This window comes from Ruegeria sp. CE6 (assembly GCF_056537485.1).
The window spans coordinates 1142400-1160969 of record NZ_JBQFRR010000001.1 but is presented as its reverse complement, the minus strand read 5'-3'; the positions used below and the strand labels follow the sequence as shown (position 1 = coordinate 1160969).

The window sequence follows — 18570 nt, the reverse complement described above, 5'->3', positions numbered from 1 at the left end:
CTGGGACCCCTACAGAAGTTCGCGAAGTTGCTTCATCAAGTCCGCCGTGACGCGAACACCATCCGCTTCGGCGGCAGCACGGTTCTTCAAGCGGCCATCTCCGGGAACGCGGGCATCCCCGTTACCTTCAATCTCAGCGCAGATGCGTTGGACATAGCCTTCAAATGCGGCATTCCCGAAACGCGCCGGATCAATCGCGATCAACGTTGAGCCGCCCTTGATATTCAAGGCACCGTGCGCTTCGCGGTTGGCATTGTCCACGGACAATGTTCCACCGGCCAGTGCCGCGCCAAGAACTTCGATCAGGAAGGCGATCGCCGCGCCTTTGTGCTCGCCAAACGGCAACAGACTGCGGGTCTCCAAAATCGCGTTGGGATCGCTGGTTGGCTGACCGTTCGGGTCAAGCCCCGCAGGGCGCGGCAATTCGTGCCCTTCAGCCGCGGCCATCCGGATGTCCATCAGCGCAACCATTGACGAGGCCTGATCCCAAACAACCGGCGCACGACCCGGTCGCGGGCAAGCAAAGGACATCGGATTGGTGCCAAAAACAGGGCGGGTGCCGCCTTGCGGCACCACCATCGAGAGCGAGTTCACAACACCTAGCGCTACCAGCCCAGCGTCCGCCAGCGGACCTGTATCGAAACGTAGTGCCCCCAGATGGTGGCAATTGGCACAAGTAAACGCGGCAATACCATTCGCGCGCGCCATTTCAATAAGTTCGTCTCGCGCTTTGGCGGCCACGATCTGGTAATAGCCATTGTCACCATCTCCGCGCAGAACCCCCGGTGCGATCCGTTCGACACTCGGGTCGGCCTCGGGGTTGGCATATCCCGAAGAAAAGCTCTGCGCATAAACAGGCAACATCCTTAACCCATGGCTACGCGGGCCGTCGCGCTCGCTCATCCGCACAAGCCCGGCCAGAACCGTGCTGCCATGTTCATCCATGCCTGCAGCCACAAGGACAGATTTTGCCAATTCCTCTACTTCGTCGAGTGAGAGAGCGATCGTCGAGTTATCGGCCATGTGCCTAATCCTGTCGTTGGTTGAGGAAACGGGCACATAAGTGCCCGCTTGCAGATCTGTTTAGGCGCTGTATTCCACCCGCTTCTTAGCGACGAATTCATCCAACGCCCCGCGCTGATCGTCCGGCATTGGTGGTTGGACGTAGGTGTTCAGCATACGCTGCGCCTCTTCCGTGCCAACGGTTTCTGCGGTTTTAGCACCTTCTGCTTCCCACTGTTCAAAGCTGTCATTGTTTTGCAAGTGGTTCATATGCATTGGGTTTTCGCGCGTGTGGTCAGTACCAAGGAAGTGCCCACCCGGTCCGATTTTGTCAATGTCGCCCAGCAACGTGTCCAGATTTTCCTCTTGCAGGCCGCTGAAGAAACGGTGGAAGTTCTCCAACTGCAACGCGTCCTGCACCCATTTTGAGTAGCTGACCCCAAGCGCGCCTTCAAGGAAGCCTGCTGAGTGTACGATGTAGTTTGCACCGCCCAGAAGCACCGGCCACATGGTGTTTGCGGTGTCGAACGCAGCCTGCATATCCGGGGATTTCGATCCGGTCCACATGGTACAGGTCCGCCATGGCACACCATAAAACCGTGCCATCTGCCCCACCAGAAGGTTCATCAGCCCGGGTTCCGGAGAGCCCATCATCGGTGCACCTGTCTTCATCGAAACGCCCATGATTGCCACCCCCAGCACCATCGGGGCTCCGCGCCGGATGATCTGGCTGTAGGCCATACCGGCCAGAGATTCTGCAATCAGCAGCGCGACACCACCCTGCGGGCTTGCAGGTGTGCTCGCCCCGGCAAGAACAAAGGGCGACAGCAGGCAGGGCTGGTTGGCGGCGGCATAGACGCGTAGGCTCTGCAACATGGTCTCATCCCAGACCAACGGTGTGTTGCAGTTCAGCAGGGCTGCCATCACCACATTGTTGTCAACAAACTCCTCACCAAACACGATGCGAGTCATCTCTACCGAGTCCAACGCTGCCTGTTCGGATAGAACTGAACCCTTGATCGGTTTGTCGGTCAGCGTCAGCGCGGCATGAACCAGCTCCAAGTGGCGTTGCGGCACGGGGACATCCTGCGGCTCAACCGGCAAAATACCCGGCACCATCATCGACTGACTCATCTGACTGAGTTTGAAGAAGTTATGCGCATCCTCCAGCATCGAAGGGCGGCGCACACCATCCAGACCATAGACAAACGGCGCACCATACGCATTGGCAAAGACCGAATGCCGATTGCCCACCCGCAGCGAGCGTTCCGGGTTGCGCGCGGCATAGCCCCATTCCGAGGGAACGGCCGAGATCAGGTCCATCAGCATCTCGCGTCCGATGCGCACCCGCTCACCCTGCACATCCGCACCGTACTTCTTCCAATCCGCTAATGCCACCGGATCGCGGAACTCAATCCCTGTGGTTTCAAGTATAGTCATGGCCGCGTTGTGGATTTTCTCAACGCCTTCGGGACCAAGCAGATCAATCGGGCCAACTTTGCGGTTCAGCGTCGACAAGTAGACTGGGGGCGGGTTGGTGCGAGCCTTGACCCGCGCGGCACGTCCACCGCCACGGCCCGAGCGTGCTTTGACTTCTGCCATCTCAAATCCTCCGGATCAGGCGCGCGCGCGGGCGCTGGTGGGATCAACGGCGCAGGTATCGATCACTTCGGCCTCGCGCATTTCATTGTGGATGAGCACCTGCATTTTGGTGCCGGGTGCCGTCATCTCGTGTGGAACCAGCGCCATCGCAATGTCGTGGTTGCAGTAATACGAGAACCCGCCCGAAGTGACGCGTCCGATCAGCTTGCCATCGGCATAGACGCCTTCGTCAAACATCACCGAGGTGTCGCAGAACGGCAGCTTCAGTGTGACCAGTGTGTTGTATCCACCCTGCTCCTGCTGCTGTTGCAACGCGGCTTTGCCGATGAAATCACGTTCGGCCACCTGCCCGCCGATCTTCTCGGTCATTGCAACGAAACGGCCCAAATCGGCCTCATATGGGGTCAGGTCCTTGCAGATTTCGCGGTTGATTGCGCGATAGGATTTCTCAAGCCGCATCGACTCCAACGCTTCAAGCCCGAAAGGTTTCACACCCGATTTCAGCAGCAAATCAACGAGGTGGCGATTGTACCCGACCGGGTGGTGCAGTTCCCATCCCAACTCACCGGTGTAGGAGACGCGCAACAAGTGCACACCTTTGGCATAGCCCACCTCGCCCATCTGTGCCGACAGCCATGGGAATGCTTCGTTCGACAAATCATTATCGGTCAATGGTTGCAGGATGTCCCGTGCCTTGGGCCCGGCCAGTGCGATCACGCCCAGCTGTTCTGAGATATCCTCGATCACCACCGAGCCATCACCTGGCAGCACGCGCTGTAACTGATCCCAATTGTAGGCTCGCCAGTTCGGCGTCGATATCAGGTAGAAATCGTCGTCGGCATAGCGCACGATTGTGTACTCCGCATCCATGCCGCCCTTATCGTTCAACATCAGCGACAAGGTCATGCGGCCCACCTTGGGCAGCTTGTTGGCCATCAGGCTATCCAGCCATTTGGCGGCACCCGGCCCGCGCACTGTGAACTTGGTCATCGGCGACATTTCGATGAAGCCAGCCTCTTCACGGGTGGTGCGCACCTCTTCCTGAACACGCTCCATATGGTTGGTGCGGCGGAAACTGTGTTCGGGGATCGCCTCTTCGGGCGATTTGGCAAACCAGCGAGGAAATTCGTAGCCGTTAAAGCTGGTCCAAACCGCGCCCTGAGCAGTCAAAAGATCATATGACCCCATGGTCTTCATCGGGCGCGCATCCGGGAAGTCCTCACCCGGAACATGCGCATCCATATGGGTGCCCCATGTCTCGCGCACCTTATCCATGGTCCAACGTTTTGAGGCGTAGTCCGAGAATCGACGCGGGTCGAGCTCCGACATATCCATGCCCGGATCGCCATCGACGATCCATTTGGCCAAACGGTTACCAACGGTGCCGCCCCAGAGGATGCCACCTGGCATGCCTTCGGCCAGCCAAAGGTTCTCATGCCCCGGTGCGGGTCCGGCCAGAGGCAGCTCGTCCGGGGTCATCTGGAACGGGCCACGGGTGTTGGCCTTGATCCCAACCTCACCCAAGGTTGGCACCCGTTCGATGGCGCGTTCCCATTGGGTTTCCACGGCATCAAAATCCTCGGGCAACAGATCGGCTCCGAACTCGGGCGGGACACGATCCTCGGCAAACAGTTTGAGGTCTTTGGTGAATTCATACGGCCCGAACTGGATCCCGCCCACATCTTCGCGCAGATAAGCGCCGTAGTCCTCATCCCGCAGGATTGGGAATTCGGGCAAGCCTTGCGCCCGGCGCTCTTTCAACAGCGGCACCGTCTCGGTCGTCCAATACTGGTGAACGATCGGGATACATGGCAGGTCCAGCCCCACGCGGCGCGCATTTTCGCGGGCGTAGTTGCCGGTGGCAAAGATCAGATGCTCGCAGGTGATCTCACCCTGATTGGTGGTCACTTTCCAGTGGCCATTGTCCAGCTTCTCATAAGCCTGCGCTTCGGTGTTCTGGTATACCTTGGCGCCGGCATCCCGCGCGAGCTTGGCCAATGCCATGGTAATGTCGGCGGGATTCACATAGCCGTCTTCCGTGTGCAGAATACCACCCCGAATATCTGAACTTTGATTCAGCAAGGGATGAATCTCGGCAATCTCCTCCGGCGTCAGCAGTTGGCAGGGCACGCCTGCAGCTTCGGCAATCGAGATATAGGACTGGAACTCATCCCAGCGCTTTTCGGTATTGGCGACCCGCAGTTGTCCTACCTTACGCAGCCCGACCGAACTGCCCATCTTCTCTTCCACCTCGGTGTAGATGCGGATGGTTTCCATCGTCATCTTCGACACGTTGTGCGACCGCACAAAGGTTACTAGCAAACCAGCCGCATGCCACGTCGAACCCGAGGTCAGTGTGGTGCGTTCCAGCATAACGGCATCAGAGCATCCATGTTCGGTCAGCCCATATAGAATTGACGCCCCGACGCATCCGCCACCGACAACCACGACTTTTGCATGTGACTGCATACTGCAACTCCTTCAACTTGTGCACGACCAACCGGGGGTCGCATTGCATGAGGAAAGATCGATATGAACGCCAAGAGTTTTGAGGACCTTTGGCACATCCCTTGATCATGTCTCAAACGGTTGTGGCGAATTTTCACCGTGAACCGCTGGCGGGCAATTGCAAAAAGATTCACTTTGAATAAGATCAGCTAAGCCTGATCTTCGGATAGTGCTTATATAATATTGGATGTAAAAAACATCACAGGTCAAATCACCTTGCTCAACAGGCCCTACGATCTTCCACCTGTAAGTTCGCTTATCAGCTTTGAGGCTGCTGCGCGGCATGTAAGCTTCAAGACCGCTGCAGAAGAGCTGAACGTCACGCCGGCCGCAATCAGCCATCAGGTCAAAGCGCTGGAAAACGAGCTGCAATGCGCGCTGTTTCTGCGCCATCATCGCGGCGTGGAACTTACTGAAAGCGGTGCTTATCTTCTTGTTGCCCTTCAACGTGGTCTGGAAGGCATCAGCGAAGCACTTGGGCAGTTGCGGCGTCAATATGACAGAAAAGGTGTAACGATCCGCTCAACCACGGCTGTCAGTTCACTTTGGCTCACCCCGCGCCTTGCGCAATTCTGGAAGCAATACGGACATGTTTCCGTGACGCAGGTCGTGACTGACCTCGGCATCGACACGTCAAAATGCGACCTAAGTATCCATTACGGCGATTCCAGTCGCGAAGCGGGCATCTTCAAGACACTATTTCACGACAAGATCATGGCGCTTTGCAGCCCAAGGTTTGCGCAACAGAATCCCATCAAACGTGTTGAAGATATTGCCAGGGTCCCCCTAATTCATCTCGACGCTCCGGATACCGGCTGGACCGACTGGCGTGCCTGGACCCGTAAACTGGGCTATGAAGGCCCGCTGAATTCCGCGCATCGGGTCAACAATTACACGATTGCGCTTCAGGCCGCTCAGGACGATATGGGCGCAGTGCTGGGATGGGAAGGACTGACCTCGGAACTGATCGCATCCGGAAAGCTGGTCAGGCTGTTGCCGCAAACCATCTCATCGCAATTGGACTTCTATGTGAAACTGCACAACACCTCATCCGACCGCGCCAAGCTTGTGTTCAAGTGGCTCGGCGAGGCGGCTGACGGGAAGGTTTGAAAGGGTCCTGAATCTGATTTCAGAAGCTAGGGGTGCGGATTGAGGGCCTCACCGCTGATTTCTCGCTGTTCTGAACAAAAGCAGGAACACGAAGACGGATCCAATCGAAGTCGTGACGATCCCCACTGGCAATTCCTGCGGAGCCAGCAGAAGCCTGCTGAGAATGTCAGAACCGGTCAACAAGGCAGCACCAACCATAGCGGCGGTTGGTAGAAGGTTTTTGTGCAGGGGACCTGCGATCCCGCGTGCAATATGCGGCACCATCAGACCGACAAAACCAATCACTCCGGCTACGGAAACAAACACGGCCGTTGCCAACGCTGCGGTGAAAAACATGCTGAACCGCAGACCCCGAACCGGCACACCCAGAGTAGCGGCAGTCAAATCCCCGGTCAGCAGCGCATCCAACCAGCGGCTGCGATAAAGCGAATAGCTCAGGATCAGCAGCAGACCGATGCACACCAGCGGGAACGTCTCCCAACGGGCCAGGCCCAGCCCCCCCAGCATCCAGAAGATGACAGAATGAGCGGCGCGGCTATCACCGGCGAAGATCAGATAGTTGGTGATGGCCGAAAACAAAAATGACACAGCCAGACCCGCAAGGATCAGCTTTTCCGGTGCGCTAGTGCGAAGCCCATGAACCAGCGCCAGCACGATGCCCGACGCCACAAGACCGCCGCAAAAGGCAGCCAGCGGCAGAGTCCAGAAACCCAGAATATCTCCGGTCACGGTAATTACAAACACCGCCCCCGCTGCCGCGCCCGAGGACAGGCCGAACAGAAATGGATCGGCAAGGTCATTACGTGTGGTCGTTTGCAGCACCACGCCAACGATGCCCAGCCCGGCACCGATCACGGCTGCAAACAACGCGCGGGGCAATCGCAGGTCGAATACGATCCTATGCAGCGGCGACATCTCTCCGTCCTGCAACCCGGTACCGCGCAAGATCGCGGTGAAGGTGTCGGACAAAGGAATCGAGGTTGTGCCGTAGATCGTGGAAATCAGCAAAAGGGCGGTCAGAACGACCGCCCCCAGCAACAACGTCAGGCCCAGTCGGCCCATATTAGCTCTGACCCGGATGCATCGCGCGCGCCATCTTCGAGATCGCTTCGATATTTGCCGGTCCGGGCGTCAGCTCTTCGTAGCGCAATCCGATCCAGCGTTCGTTCTTGACGGCATCAGTCTGCGACATGACGGGATGTTCCTGCAGGAACTTGAAAGTGTCCTCGGCGCCATTGCCGGTCTGATAATCCAACAAAACCAGGAATTCCGGGTTCGATGCGGCAACGGCCTCCCACGAAGTGCGGCCCCAGCTCGTGTCCATGTCATGAGTGACGTTTTCACCACCGGCGGCTGTGATCATCGCATCGGGAATCGCGAATTTACCGGCGGTAAACGGAGCATCTGCAGGACCATCCAGAAGAAAAACGCGGGGCTTGGGCAGTTCAGCAGTCTTGGCTTCGATCGCTGCCAGCTGCTCTTTCCAGCCCGAGACCAGAGCTTCGGCCTTGTCTTCGACTTGCATCACCTTGCCCAAGCGCAACACATCGCCAAACAGAAGATCCATGCTGGCTTCGGGGCGATCCTTGTCCAGATGGACACAGCTTTCCGTTAGAACCAAGGTCTTGATTCCGAACGGTTCCAATGTATCTGGGGTCACATCACCACCCGGCTTCATGCCATAGTACCAACCGGCAAAGAACAGGTCGGGTTCAACCGCCACCAAGTTTTCGACTGTCGGATATTTCGGCGCAAGCTCGGGGATGTCGCCGCGCAGGGCATCAAAATCAGGGCTGGTCTTGTACCAGCCGGTGATGCCGGTCAGGCCGACGATCTTGTCCTGCAGACCCAATGCAAAGGCCATATCGGTCATGTTCATGTCATGCACAACCAGGCGCTCGGGCGCGGTATCAAAAACCAGCGGTTCGCCGCAGTTGTCTACGGTGACTTCTTGCGCAGCAGCACCGCTTGCCATGGCGGTGGCCAACGCCACGGGCCAGATGTATTTCATCTCAGTGTGTTCCTTCGACTAAGTTGAGATTGTGGTTCTTCGAATATCAAGCGCCGGGATCACGCGGCCTTCGTGGAGAAAGCAGAGGAAATCAACGCCAAAAGTTTCGCGGACTCTTTCGGGTGTCAGCACCTTGTCCACCGATCCAAACTCGATCATGCGGGTCGATTTCATCAGCGCCACGTGTGTGGCGAATTCGGGGATCATGACCAGATCGTGTACGATCATGACCACGGTGATCCCAAGCTCGGCGACCAAAGACAGCATCCGCCCTTTTGCATCAGGATCCAGATGGTTGGTCGGTTCGTCCAGAAACAGCAACGAAGGGTTCTGCGCCAAAGCGCGCGCGATATGGGCACGCTGACGTTCGCCTCCGGACAGTTGGGCCATGCGCTTGTCCGCGAGATTGGCGAGACCGGTCAGGTCTAAAATCCGGTCCAGCTCTTGCGCGTGGCCTTCGGCAGAGCGGTCCGCACGGATGGGTATTTGCCCCAGCGCAACATAATCGCGTAACGCCAAGCGTCCATCTGGCAGTTCCTGCTGACCTACCACTGCAATCATGCGCGCACGCTCTTTGGCGGAGAGCTGTTTCAGACTGCGTCCTTTGATCCGAACATCGCCAAGTGCCAGCGGCTCAGCGCCGCACAACAGATTGAGAAGCGTCGTTTTCCCCGCCCCGTTCGGGCCGGCGATGGCTAGAATGGAACCCTCGTCCAACTCGAACGAGACTCCCTGCAACAGGACATCTCCGTTAAGGGCATAATACTCAAGGTTTTCGGCAATCAGAAAGGGTGGCAACGTCATTGCGATGCCCCCTGTTCGATCCGCGGCATGCGCGAGAGGGTTTTATTGAACAACGCCTGCGGGCGATCAGTGGCATTTGTCCAGCCATCCGGGCTTTCACGATACTGCGCTGCAAACTCAGCCAGCGCCTGCACCTCATCCGTGGTCTGAATGCCACCAAAAAGGTATTGCGCCTTTCCTACGGCCTGGAACCCAACCGTTCTGGGACTATCGCAGCCTGCCATGCAAGACGACGCGCGGATCGCAAAGCCGCGAGGTAATTTCCCAGTCAACGCATCGCAAATTTCATCGAGGCGCAGCCCTTCAGTGCAGCTTTTGCAGACTAGAATGAAATGATCAGGCGTATCTGGCATGGTCCACTCCACTTGTTTCCAAGCGCATGCGGAAGCTGCCGACAATGTAAACACGCGATTGACGCGCCATCAAAGCCTCCTTCCAGGACGCCCCGCCCCGGGTTGGTTGAACATCTGATGGCAGGTCTCCTGACTTGCGGGTCCGCGCTCGGCCAACCTTCCCGATCCTGTGGACCAGTGGCTGTTTGGCCTTGCTCACCGCTTACAGTTGCGGGGGCAGTTACGGAATTGGCACCTTATGGCAAACCTCACCGTATTCCCTTTTCATCCCGCGGCAACACCACCGGGAACCATCAATCGATTGAGTGCCCGAGAACACCGGACACGTCAATGATAAAGTCGAAGGCACCCAACTCTGGTCGAGGATCGAGCGCCGCCAACCACGTGTCCGAAGCACCAACCGAATAGCTTGGGCTGCGCGCCGAATTTGTCTGGCCACGGTTGTCCATAGTTGGTGTGTTTGGAAATTAGACAATCTGAGGTAAGCTGAACAAATTTAGAGGTTTAGCTTTGTCAGCACCTTACCCCTGTTTGATCATTGCCTGGGTTTATCCAAGGAGACGGTTCTTTGACACATGTTTCGCAAAACGCATTGCCGCCGGATATTGTTGATGATGTCATTGACCACAATCTCGAGGCCGTTGCACGGTGGAAAGGCCATCGCTTAAGGGCTCAGCATGGGCGCAGTCACGGGTGTGTGGCTGCAATATTCACCGTCAGAAACGATCTACCAGAACAGTTCCGTCACGGCCTGTTTGAACAGCCCGCAGCCTATTCAGCCGCACTTCGCTTTTCCAACGGCGCGCATCTGGATGACCGGAAATCGGATGCCCACGGGATGGCGATCAAGCTTTTTGACGTGCCTGGCCCCAAGCTGATCGACGCCGAAGCACTTGCGCATCTGGGGACCACACAACTCAGCGACGAGTTCGATTTTGTATTAGTCGATCAGGATGTGTTTCCCAGCTACGTCCCCGATGAATATGAGCGATTGGGCAGGCTTGTCGCCACATTACAAGCGGTCCAGCACGCGATCAAAGGGCGACGAAAATGGAGCCTTAGGTTGATCACCAAAGGGCTGCGCGCAGGATTTCGCGCCTTCCTCACTCGTGAAGGCAAGCGTCAGTTTCGCGTCGCGAGTGATTTTGCCTCGAACTATATGCACTCGCCTTTTGAGGTCCATTTCTGGTCGACAACACCGTATCGGCTGGGCCCCGATCTAACGGTCAGATACTTGGCCCGCAGCGCGAAACCAAAAATTCCGGCACATCCGGTAGACGACCCAGATGGGATCGGGCAGTGTTTGCGGCAAGACGTGGCCGATGGAGATAATCACTTCGAGCTGTGTGTGATTGAGCCCCCGCGCCCGGCCGACGAATTCGATGTGCTAGACAATCGCATCCGGTGGGCATGCGATCCGCAACCAGATGCACCTCTTGATCCGTACCATCATACCGTCACGCCCGTGGCGGATATCACGATTCCCAAAGGTGCAGAATTTGATCCGCAGAATGGCGACGCGATGAGCTTCTCGCCCTGGCGTGTCACGGCAGATCACGAACCTTTAGGACCGATTAATGCGATCCGGCTCAGAACCTATCTGAGCCTGGCCCGCGCCCGGTTCCCGAACCGATGACCAAACGGAGATGTATTGATGCTGGACGTTGATGATCTGATCAAACTCGGATTCAAGATCTCCCCACCCGTTACGAGCTATTTAGCCGCGATCAGGCTTGCAAACGCCGCGAAGATCCACCGACCGCGGCCCTATACAATGGGCGCAGACTACACGACATGGCCCGGCGTGTTTTCCCATCGCTGGATCGGTCGGCATACGACGCCAGAAGACCTCTCACCCGTCCTGCCGTCGGAAAGCGAAGTTGCTGATCTCTTTCGCCGACGGACACAAATGGATGGCAGCCCGCTTACCTTGATGTGCCCGCAAGGATCGACACTATTGTTTATCTCGGCCGCACAATGGTTTACCGACAGTTTCCTGCGCACCTTTGGGGCGAAAGGACCGGTTGATCAGACGGATTCGAACCACGAAGTCGATCTGTGCCAAATCTACGGGCTGAACGATTTTCAGACCGACATGCTGCGCGAACGCGATCCCGATACCAATGAACTAACGCACCGGCTGGCCTTTCGTCTGGATACACAGGGCGAGATGTGGGCTCCGAAGCTGTTTCAAAAAAACCAATCCGGTGGTGTTAAGCTAGCACCCCCTTTTGATGGCAGTCTCGCCACTGGCGAGAATTGCGGAAAGCCGTTGCACGATCCCTGCAAGCTGTGGAATGCGGTGAAACGGGCGCATCCGGGTCTCAGCGATCACGCAATCGACCAGCTACTGCTCGATTTTCATGCAACCGGGCTCGATAATGGCAATGGTACGATAGGCTATATCACGATCAATACACTGATGTTGCGCGCCCATAACACCTTTGCCGATCTGTTGTGGCGCGAAAAGCGCGGCATATCAGGCTGGGACAAAGAGCGTGTGTTCCAGACCACACGCTGCACCTTGATCGCATTGCTGATCAAGCTTGTGCTTGAGGACTACATCGCCCACATCGCCAATATGCCATTCAAACTGCCTGTTGGCGTCAATCGCTGGCAACCGTGGCATCATTCCAACCAGATCGCGATTGAGTTCAATTTGCTCTACCGCTGGCATTCGATGATCCCCGAGCGATTCATAATCGACGGCGCACAGGTTGGCCCGGAGGGGTTCAGATTCAATCCACGACTGGTCGAACAAACGGGCTTGGCGGAAATGATCCGATCATTGTCGCGCCAACCTGCGGCCCGCATGTCGCTGCGCAACACGCCCGATTTCCTGTTCCAAAGGCCTGCGCCCGGTGCTCCTGCCCCTGTCGAAGCTACAATTGCCCTGACGCGTAAGGCGCGTCTTCCGTCGCTGAACACTTATCGTCATCATTTCTGCCGCAAACCGCATTCAAGCTTTACTGAGATGGTTGGTGATCAGCCGTTTGCGGACGAATTGATTGCCGACCTGAGCCGGCTCTATTGCGACGTCAATAGGGTCGAGTTGTTCCCTGGTCTCTTTGCGGAACAGCACAAGGGCGATGTGACCATGGGCGATCTGATGACATCGATGGTGGCGTATGACGCGATCACGCAGCTTATGAACAACCCAATGGTGTCCAAAAACTTGTACTCGGCTGAGACTTTTTCAGAGAAAGGTTTTCAGTTGCTGAAGAAAACTTCGTCATTCTCGCAGGTGGCGCGATTTGTTGGCTTGGACCTGCAACCCGAAGACTGCACTTTAGGTCGACGTCCCGGCGGGACCTAAGACGCGACCGCGCGCTCTTCCAGCTCAGCAATCCGCGCGGCAACTTCCGTATCGGCTGGCCGGATGCAGGCAAGATCACTCAGCGCGCGCAATTCATACAGCGCCGCGCCCTGATCATTTGCCACGGCTATAGCTTCACGCAAAGCCGCCTCAGCCGCGTCGAACGGACTACCTTGTTCCAGTAGAAGAGCCGCCTTTATCCGGTGGATTTCAGCCTCATAGTTCCGCTCGTCAGTGTTTTCTGCACATGTCAGACCAGCCTCCACCGCATCCAACCCTTTCTGAATCTCACCCAGAGCAAGATAGCCCCGTGCGAGCTCGGCGTTGACGAGCACGCCAGCCGCCTCGGCACCCGTTGCGTGCATCCTTCCCCAAGCGGCCTGCAGCATGGCCACGCCCTCTGTGGCCTCGCCGGTTCTGATGGCAGCCCCGGCAAGATGGGCCGTCGCAACAGCTTGGTAATAAGGGCCGCCCTTGTCCTGAACAGCCGCGCTCAGCGCCTTGGCCATGCGCACATAATCCGGGTGGTCCATCTGCATGTGGATTTCGGTCAACCAATGCATTGCATTTGCGATGATCAAGGGCTGGCCCGACGCCATCGCGGCGTCAACTGCCCGCTTGGCTTTGGCGAGTGCCACCTCAGTTTTGCCCTGAAAGCTGTCAACCAGCGCGCTCATACTCTCGATTTGTATCACGGCTGCAATATCGGGGCTGTTTCCAGCTTCGGCGCGATGCGCATCCGCATGAGACGCCGCTTGTTCCAGAGCTGCTGCCGCATCCTGAAACCGACCGCGCGGGGATAGCGCGGCGCCACAGATGTAGTTTCCGACCATTCGGGTGTGGTGATCGTCATACGCATCGATGATAGCTTGCCCCCATTGCTCGGCGTTCTGGTAATCACCTTTGACCATTGCAGCGGTAAACAGACCCCTGCCCGCGCGCACAAGAGTACGTCTGTCGCCCAGCTTTTCAGCCAGTTCAAAACTGCGCCCAAAGGCATCGATTGCGGGCTCGGCACCATAACCGACATGCACGCGTTCGGCAGCGGCCAGAAGGAATTGCAAGTTCAATTCAGCTTTATCGCGTTGGTCTGCGGGCAACTTGTCCAACAGCCGCAATCCGTTTCGGGCATGCTGAGCCCCTTCGCGATTTGCGTGGCGCCTCAGGTTCAGCCGCGCGGCCTCCGACCAGGCGGCCACCGCCTTCGTTGTTTCACCGGCCAGTTCCCAGTGCCGCGCTATTTGTTCAGGCTGTCGGGCGGCTTCCGGTTGGGCGGCAAGGGCTTCTGCCGTGCGTCGATGCAAATGAATGCGACGGTCCCGCACAAGGCTTTGATATGCCGCCTCGCGCACCAATTCATGGCGGAACCGCCAGATCATTTCTGCGTCGTCATTCGCGCCGGGCAGATGTTGCAAAATACCCGTGGCGGCGAGCCCGAAGATAGCGTCTTCGGACTCGTCTTCAGTCAGTTCACTGATCTGAGCCAGCAAAGGTGCCCCAAAGGCACCACCAATAACAGCGGCCTCGATCGCGGCGCGTCGGAGTTCTCCGACCTCGTCCACCTGTTGCGCCAGGAGGTCATGCAACGTGGCGGGAATGTTGTCCACGATACGTTCAGGCGACGCAGCGATGGCGGCAGAGCACTCCTTGATGAAAAGGGGCACGCCATTGCCCCGCGCCAAAATCTGCGCCGTGGTGCGGTCGTCAAGGCGCTCACCCGAGGCCGCCTTGGCCAGTTCTGACGATGTCGCATCATCGAGCGGTGGAAGCGACAATTGCTCAAGAGACGGTATGCTCTCTTTGATCGCTGATGGCGCCGGCATCCGCGAAACCATCAACATCAGGACGGGAAGTGATGTCAGATGCTCGGCCACGTCGCGCAGCACCGAAAGGGTCGATGGGTCGACCCATTGCATATCCTCAACCACGACAAGCACCGGCCCCTCTCGGCTGAGTTTTTGGTAGACGCGGATGAATATGTCACTCAGTTGCGCGCGCAGTTCGTCCTCACTGGTCGTCCCGCTGTCGCCAGGGCCCGGGGCAAGAATGAAATACAGCGTGCGAAGTTGCGCGTCGTCCAGAATATCGCTCAGATGTTCTGACAACCGGTTGCGACGCGCGGCAATATCGTCCTGATTGTGGATGCCGCACCACCGTTCGACCTGTGATATGAAGGGAAAGAACGGTGTGCTGACATGGAACGGGCTGCAGTGATAGGTCACCCATGCCTGCGGCCCGACCGACGAACGCAGATCACGGATCAGGTGCGATTTGCCAATCCCTGCCTCACCCAATATGTGAATCACCCGCCCTCTTCCGGCTTCCACATCTTTCCACGCGCGGCGGAGTTGTCCGCGTTCGGCTTTGCGGCCAAGCAACGGGGTGCGGTTATGGCGGCGGGCCTGATCCTTGCCTTCACCGGTCAATCGATAAACTGGAACAGGCCGGTCGAACCCCGCGAGGTTCTGAACGCCTTGCGGCTCGAACTCCATTTGCTCGGCCCCAAGCGCTCGTGTTGCCGCAGAAACCATTGTTCCACCGGGGGTCGCCAACGACTGAAGACGTGCCGCAAGATTTAGCGTCGATCCAAAAATCGCGTCGGGCTGAATATTGGTCCCAAGCGCGATGTCCCCGACAAGAACCACGCCGGATGCGATCCCAATCCGACACCTGAGATCGAGCGGACCCGCCATTGCGGGCAGATCAGTGTGGATGCGCAGCGCCGCGCGTAGGGCGCGCTCGGCATTATTTTCAGACGCAGCAGGCCAACCAAAGGCGACGAGGATACCGTCGCCCACGATCTGCAGCACCCTGCCCCCGAACTCATCGGCAATTTGTTCGACCAGTTTATGATAACGTAATGTCGTAGACAGCAAATCTTCGGGCTCAAGCATTTGAGCCAATACCGTGGACTCGACAAGATCCACCATCATGACAGTCAGATGGCGGTGCTCCATCGCGCCAAGATCAGTTTCCGGGCCGGTGGGGTGCAGCACCATCAGCGCGCTCCGCGACCGGCGCTCATGCGGCGTGGAGATTTAAGGCCAACGCCTTCCCCGGAACCCAAAAACGAGAACATGCCCCCCATCGCGAAGCCTTAAAATAATTAACAGATTGCTCGCACCGCCGCTCGACACCACGAAAACTGATTGTGAGACTATATGAAGCTTCGCATTCTGGCTATGCCCAACGCCTGCTGAAGCGAAGAAGTGCCTGATATTACATGTAGGATTGAGAATGCGCGCCAGCGGTCGAACGAATGCCATCGTCGAAAATCCGATCTGGCAACGAATCTTGATCGCAACACGCCGTTCTTCGCCGAGACCAGATAGCCAGTTCAACGCAAGCCACGAACAGCACTTGAACAATTCACCACAACAAGCATATTCGGTCGCCAAGAGACAGTCTGATGATTTTGCCCTATCGCCCGCAACACCTCAGAAGTGCCGAGCTGTTGTCGAAAGCAGCCGGCAATGCCTAGGCGGTTGTAATTATCGAGCCCCAAAAGCTCTTAGTTCAGCGGTTGAAAGAGACCAGGAAATGCGCCATTGGCGAAACCCAAAAGAAGGAATTCGATAAATGCGCATTGCGATGATTGGCACCGGATATGTCGGTTTGGTGTCCGGGGTTTGCTTTTCGGACTTTGGCCATGATGTGATTTGCGTCGATAAATCCGATCGCAAGATCAAGATGCTTCAGAATGGAGAGGTGCCGATTTACGAGCCGGGCCTTGATGTGCTCATGGCCAAGAACGTGGCTGCTGGCCGCCTGACCTTTACCACCGACCTGGCCGCTGCGGTCGACGGCGCGGACGCGGTGTTCATCGCGGTGGGCACACCTACGAGACGCGGGGACGGGCACGCTGATCTGACTTATGTGATGGCCGCCGCCGAAGAAATCGCTCAGGCCATCACCGGCTATACGGTTGTCGTAACCAAATCGACTGTCCCGGTCGGCACCAACCGCAAGGTTCATGAAGTTGTCTCGGGTGCAAATCCGAAGGCGGAATTCGACGTCGCATCGAACCCCGAATTCCTGCGCGAGGGCGCTGCAATTGATGATTTTATGCGCCCGGATCGTGTTGTCGTAGGGGTCGAAAGCGAACGAGCGGCGGATGTCATGGCCGAGATTTACCGCCCGCTTTATCTGCGTGACTTTCCGATCCTGACCACTGATCTAGAAAGCGCCGAGATGATCAAATACGCGGCGAACGCATTCCTGGCGACCAAAATCACGTTCATCAATGAAATCGCCGGTCTTTGCGAGCGGGCAGGCGGCGATGTCAAAGAGGTGGCGCGCGGTATTGGTCTGGATGGGCGGATCGGCAACAAGTTTCTGCACGCAGGCCCTGGCTATGGCGGCTCGTGTTTTCCGAAAGACACCGCTGCACTTGCCCGGATCGGACAGGATTTTGCCCACCCGATGCAGATCACCGAAACCGTCATTCGTGTGAACGATGAGGTCAAGAAGCGGATGATCGAGAAGATCCGGGATGCCTGCGATGACAGCTTCAATGGCAAGACCGTGGCGGTTCTGGGTGTGACTTTCAAGCCCAACACCGATGACATGCGCGACGCACCTTCCCTGACCATCGTTCCCGCCCTGATCGGCGGCGGTGCCCAGGTCCGCGTTGTCGATCCGCAAGGCCGTGCCGAGGGGGAAGCGCTGCTTCCTGGCGTCGAGTGGATGGATGATCCCTACGCCGCAGCCAAAGATGCGGACGTTGTTGTCTTGCTGACAGAATGGAACGAGTTCCGCGCCCTGAACCTGAGCGAGCTGGCAGAGACTATGAGATCCCCCCGAATGGTCGACTTGCGTAATATCTACTCGTCCACGATGGTTCTGGGATCGGGATTTGAAACCTATGTCGGCGTCGGGGTTGGGGATCAGCGTTAGGGCTGGCACCGCCAATGCCTCTGGCCCAAATCAGCTGGTTGTGGCAGCCGTCTGATACAGTCGGCGCATGATCAGCGGCGTCAGATACATCGGTATCTGATAGGCCCCGATGAACACCATGATCGGCGCGGTCACTTCAGGTGGCAGTGCCACGAAGAATATCGCGATGTTCCGGTTTCCGGCGATCAGAGACACCGCCGTAGCCTCGGCACCGGGCATTCGAGTTCGTGTGAATTGGAATGAGACAACCTGAGCCCCAAAGTTGATCAGACAGGCAAACGCGATCCAGAACAGCGCGAAACGTGGGTCCACAAGTGCGGTTGCGCTCAATGATGGCATCAGGCCAACAACGAAAACGGACAGAGTAATCGTTGCCGCACCTTCCACGTTCAAAAGCGTAGACTTTGAAGGTTGGCGCAGCACCGTGCGGCGCAATATGACAGCCGCGAGAATTGCTATTGTGATGGTAAGAAAAAGCCGAAGCGCGGTCATCAGGACCGCCCTGAGATCACCCAATTCCGGCATCAGCCAAAAGATCGGTAACGCGGTCAGTGGCAAAACAGCCGTTCCAACCACGACTAGTCGCATCGCCGGTTCCGCAGAATAGCCCATCATCAGGCACATATTGGGGCTGCCGGATATTGATGGGGCTGCAGCCATGACAAGCAATGCCAAAAAAACTGGCGAACCGGTCCATCCGCAGGCAATTCCAATCCCAACGACAGACAACGGCAAAACCAATTGAAAGGCGGCAATCGTTCCCGCAACTTTTCGCAGGTCAACCAGCGAACCCACAATGGCCCCCGGCTGCATTCGCAGCAGCGTCAAAAACAGCAGGAGCATGACCAAGGGCGGCAATAGAGGCCGCATCGGTGCGGCCAGCCCCGGCAGCAGAAGGCCTGCGGCAAGGCCCGATACCAACACATATGGGCCGTGACGCGCCGCAAGGTGAAGCGGGTTCAACGGCG

Annotated in this window: 14 protein-coding genes and 1 riboswitch; of the genes, 4 read left to right on the top strand and 10 right to left on the bottom strand. The window is 57.4% G+C overall.

Features of this window, described 5'->3' with window-relative positions; all coding sequences use genetic code 11:
- Positions 1–9: 9 nt before the first annotated feature.
- Genes ACR0DK_RS05755 through ACR0DK_RS05745 form a run of 3 tightly spaced genes read right to left on the bottom strand, consistent with a single transcriptional unit; the run spans position 10 to position 5073 of the window.
- Positions 10–1023, bottom strand: a complete 1014-nt coding sequence (locus ACR0DK_RS05755; RefSeq protein WP_170625709.1) for an Ldh family oxidoreductase — start codon at positions 1021–1023, stop codon at positions 10–12.
- A 60-nt stretch (positions 1024–1083) separates the two neighbouring features.
- The gene (locus ACR0DK_RS05750; RefSeq protein WP_170393827.1) at positions 1084–2604 is read right to left on the bottom strand and encodes a trimethylamine methyltransferase family protein; all 1521 of its coding nucleotides are present in this window, start codon (positions 2602–2604) and stop codon (positions 1084–1086) included.
- Between the two features lie 15 nt (positions 2605–2619).
- On the bottom strand, positions 2620–5073 hold the full coding sequence (locus ACR0DK_RS05745; RefSeq protein ID WP_223118664.1) for a GcvT family protein: 2454 nt from the start codon (positions 5071–5073) through the stop codon (positions 2620–2622).
- Positions 5074–5328: 255 nt separating this feature from the next.
- On the opposite strand from ACR0DK_RS05745, the gene ACR0DK_RS05740 reads away from it, so the two are divergent.
- Positions 5329–6222: a LysR substrate-binding domain-containing protein gene (locus tag ACR0DK_RS05740; protein ID WP_480436388.1), complete on the top strand. Its 894-nt coding sequence runs from the start codon at positions 5329–5331 to the stop codon at positions 6220–6222.
- Positions 6223–6270: 48 nt separating this feature from the next.
- On the opposite strand, the gene ACR0DK_RS05735 is transcribed toward ACR0DK_RS05740, so the two are convergent.
- The 5 genes from ACR0DK_RS05735 to ACR0DK_RS05715 form a co-directional block, all read right to left on the bottom strand.
- Positions 6271–7284 (bottom strand): iron ABC transporter permease, encoded by a 1014-nt coding sequence (locus ACR0DK_RS05735; protein WP_170509083.1) that lies wholly within the window; start codon positions 7282–7284, stop codon positions 6271–6273.
- A gap of 1 nt (position 7285) precedes the next feature.
- Entirely contained in the window at positions 7286–8233 is a 948-nt protein-coding gene (locus ACR0DK_RS05730; protein ID WP_170509081.1) for an ABC transporter substrate-binding protein, read from the bottom strand.
- 18 nt (positions 8234–8251) lie between these two features.
- Positions 8252–9037, bottom strand: a complete 786-nt coding sequence (locus ACR0DK_RS05725) for an ABC transporter ATP-binding protein (RefSeq protein WP_480436385.1) — start codon at positions 9035–9037, stop codon at positions 8252–8254.
- Positions 9034–9390 carry a DUF1636 family protein gene (locus ACR0DK_RS05720; protein WP_480735133.1) on the bottom strand — a complete coding sequence of 119 codons (357 nt, stop codon included), beginning with the start codon at positions 9388–9390 and terminating at the stop codon, positions 9034–9036. The genes ACR0DK_RS05725 and ACR0DK_RS05720 overlap by 4 nt, the downstream gene beginning before the upstream one ends.
- A 102-nt stretch (positions 9391–9492) precedes the next feature.
- A riboswitch (cobalamin riboswitch) is annotated at positions 9493–9700 on the bottom strand.
- On the bottom strand, positions 9684–9839 hold the full coding sequence (locus ACR0DK_RS05715) for a hypothetical protein (RefSeq protein ID WP_170422553.1): 156 nt from the start codon (positions 9837–9839) through the stop codon (positions 9684–9686). (Overlaps the previous riboswitch by 17 nt.)
- Positions 9840–9958: 119 nt before the next feature.
- Between ACR0DK_RS05715 and ACR0DK_RS05710 the strand changes: the two genes are divergently transcribed.
- Together ACR0DK_RS05710 and ACR0DK_RS05705 are read left to right on the top strand one after the other, a co-directional pair.
- Positions 9959–11026: a catalase family protein gene (locus ACR0DK_RS05710; protein ID WP_480735131.1), complete on the top strand. Its 1068-nt coding sequence runs from the start codon at positions 9959–9961 to the stop codon at positions 11024–11026.
- A gap of 18 nt (positions 11027–11044) precedes the next feature.
- Positions 11045–12706, top strand: coding sequence for a peroxidase family protein (locus ACR0DK_RS05705; protein ID WP_480735129.1), 1662 nt, complete (start codon positions 11045–11047; stop codon positions 12704–12706).
- Here the strand turns inward: ACR0DK_RS05705 and ACR0DK_RS05700 are convergent.
- Positions 12703–15705, bottom strand: a complete 3003-nt coding sequence (locus tag ACR0DK_RS05700) for an ATP-binding protein (protein ID WP_480735127.1) — start codon at positions 15703–15705, stop codon at positions 12703–12705. The two genes, ACR0DK_RS05705 and ACR0DK_RS05700, sit on opposite strands and share 4 nt — an antisense overlap.
- 580 nt (positions 15706–16285) lie before the next feature.
- On the opposite strand from ACR0DK_RS05700, the gene ACR0DK_RS05695 reads away from it, so the two are divergent.
- Positions 16286–17602: a UDP-glucose dehydrogenase family protein gene (locus tag ACR0DK_RS05695; protein WP_480735123.1), complete on the top strand. Its 1317-nt coding sequence runs from the start codon at positions 16286–16288 to the stop codon at positions 17600–17602.
- Positions 17603–17632: 30 nt separating this feature from the next.
- On the opposite strand, the gene ACR0DK_RS05690 is transcribed toward ACR0DK_RS05695, so the two are convergent.
- Positions 17633–18565, bottom strand: a complete 933-nt coding sequence (locus ACR0DK_RS05690; protein ID WP_480562258.1) for a hypothetical protein — start codon at positions 18563–18565, stop codon at positions 17633–17635.
- Between the last annotated feature and the right edge of the window lie 5 nt (positions 18566–18570).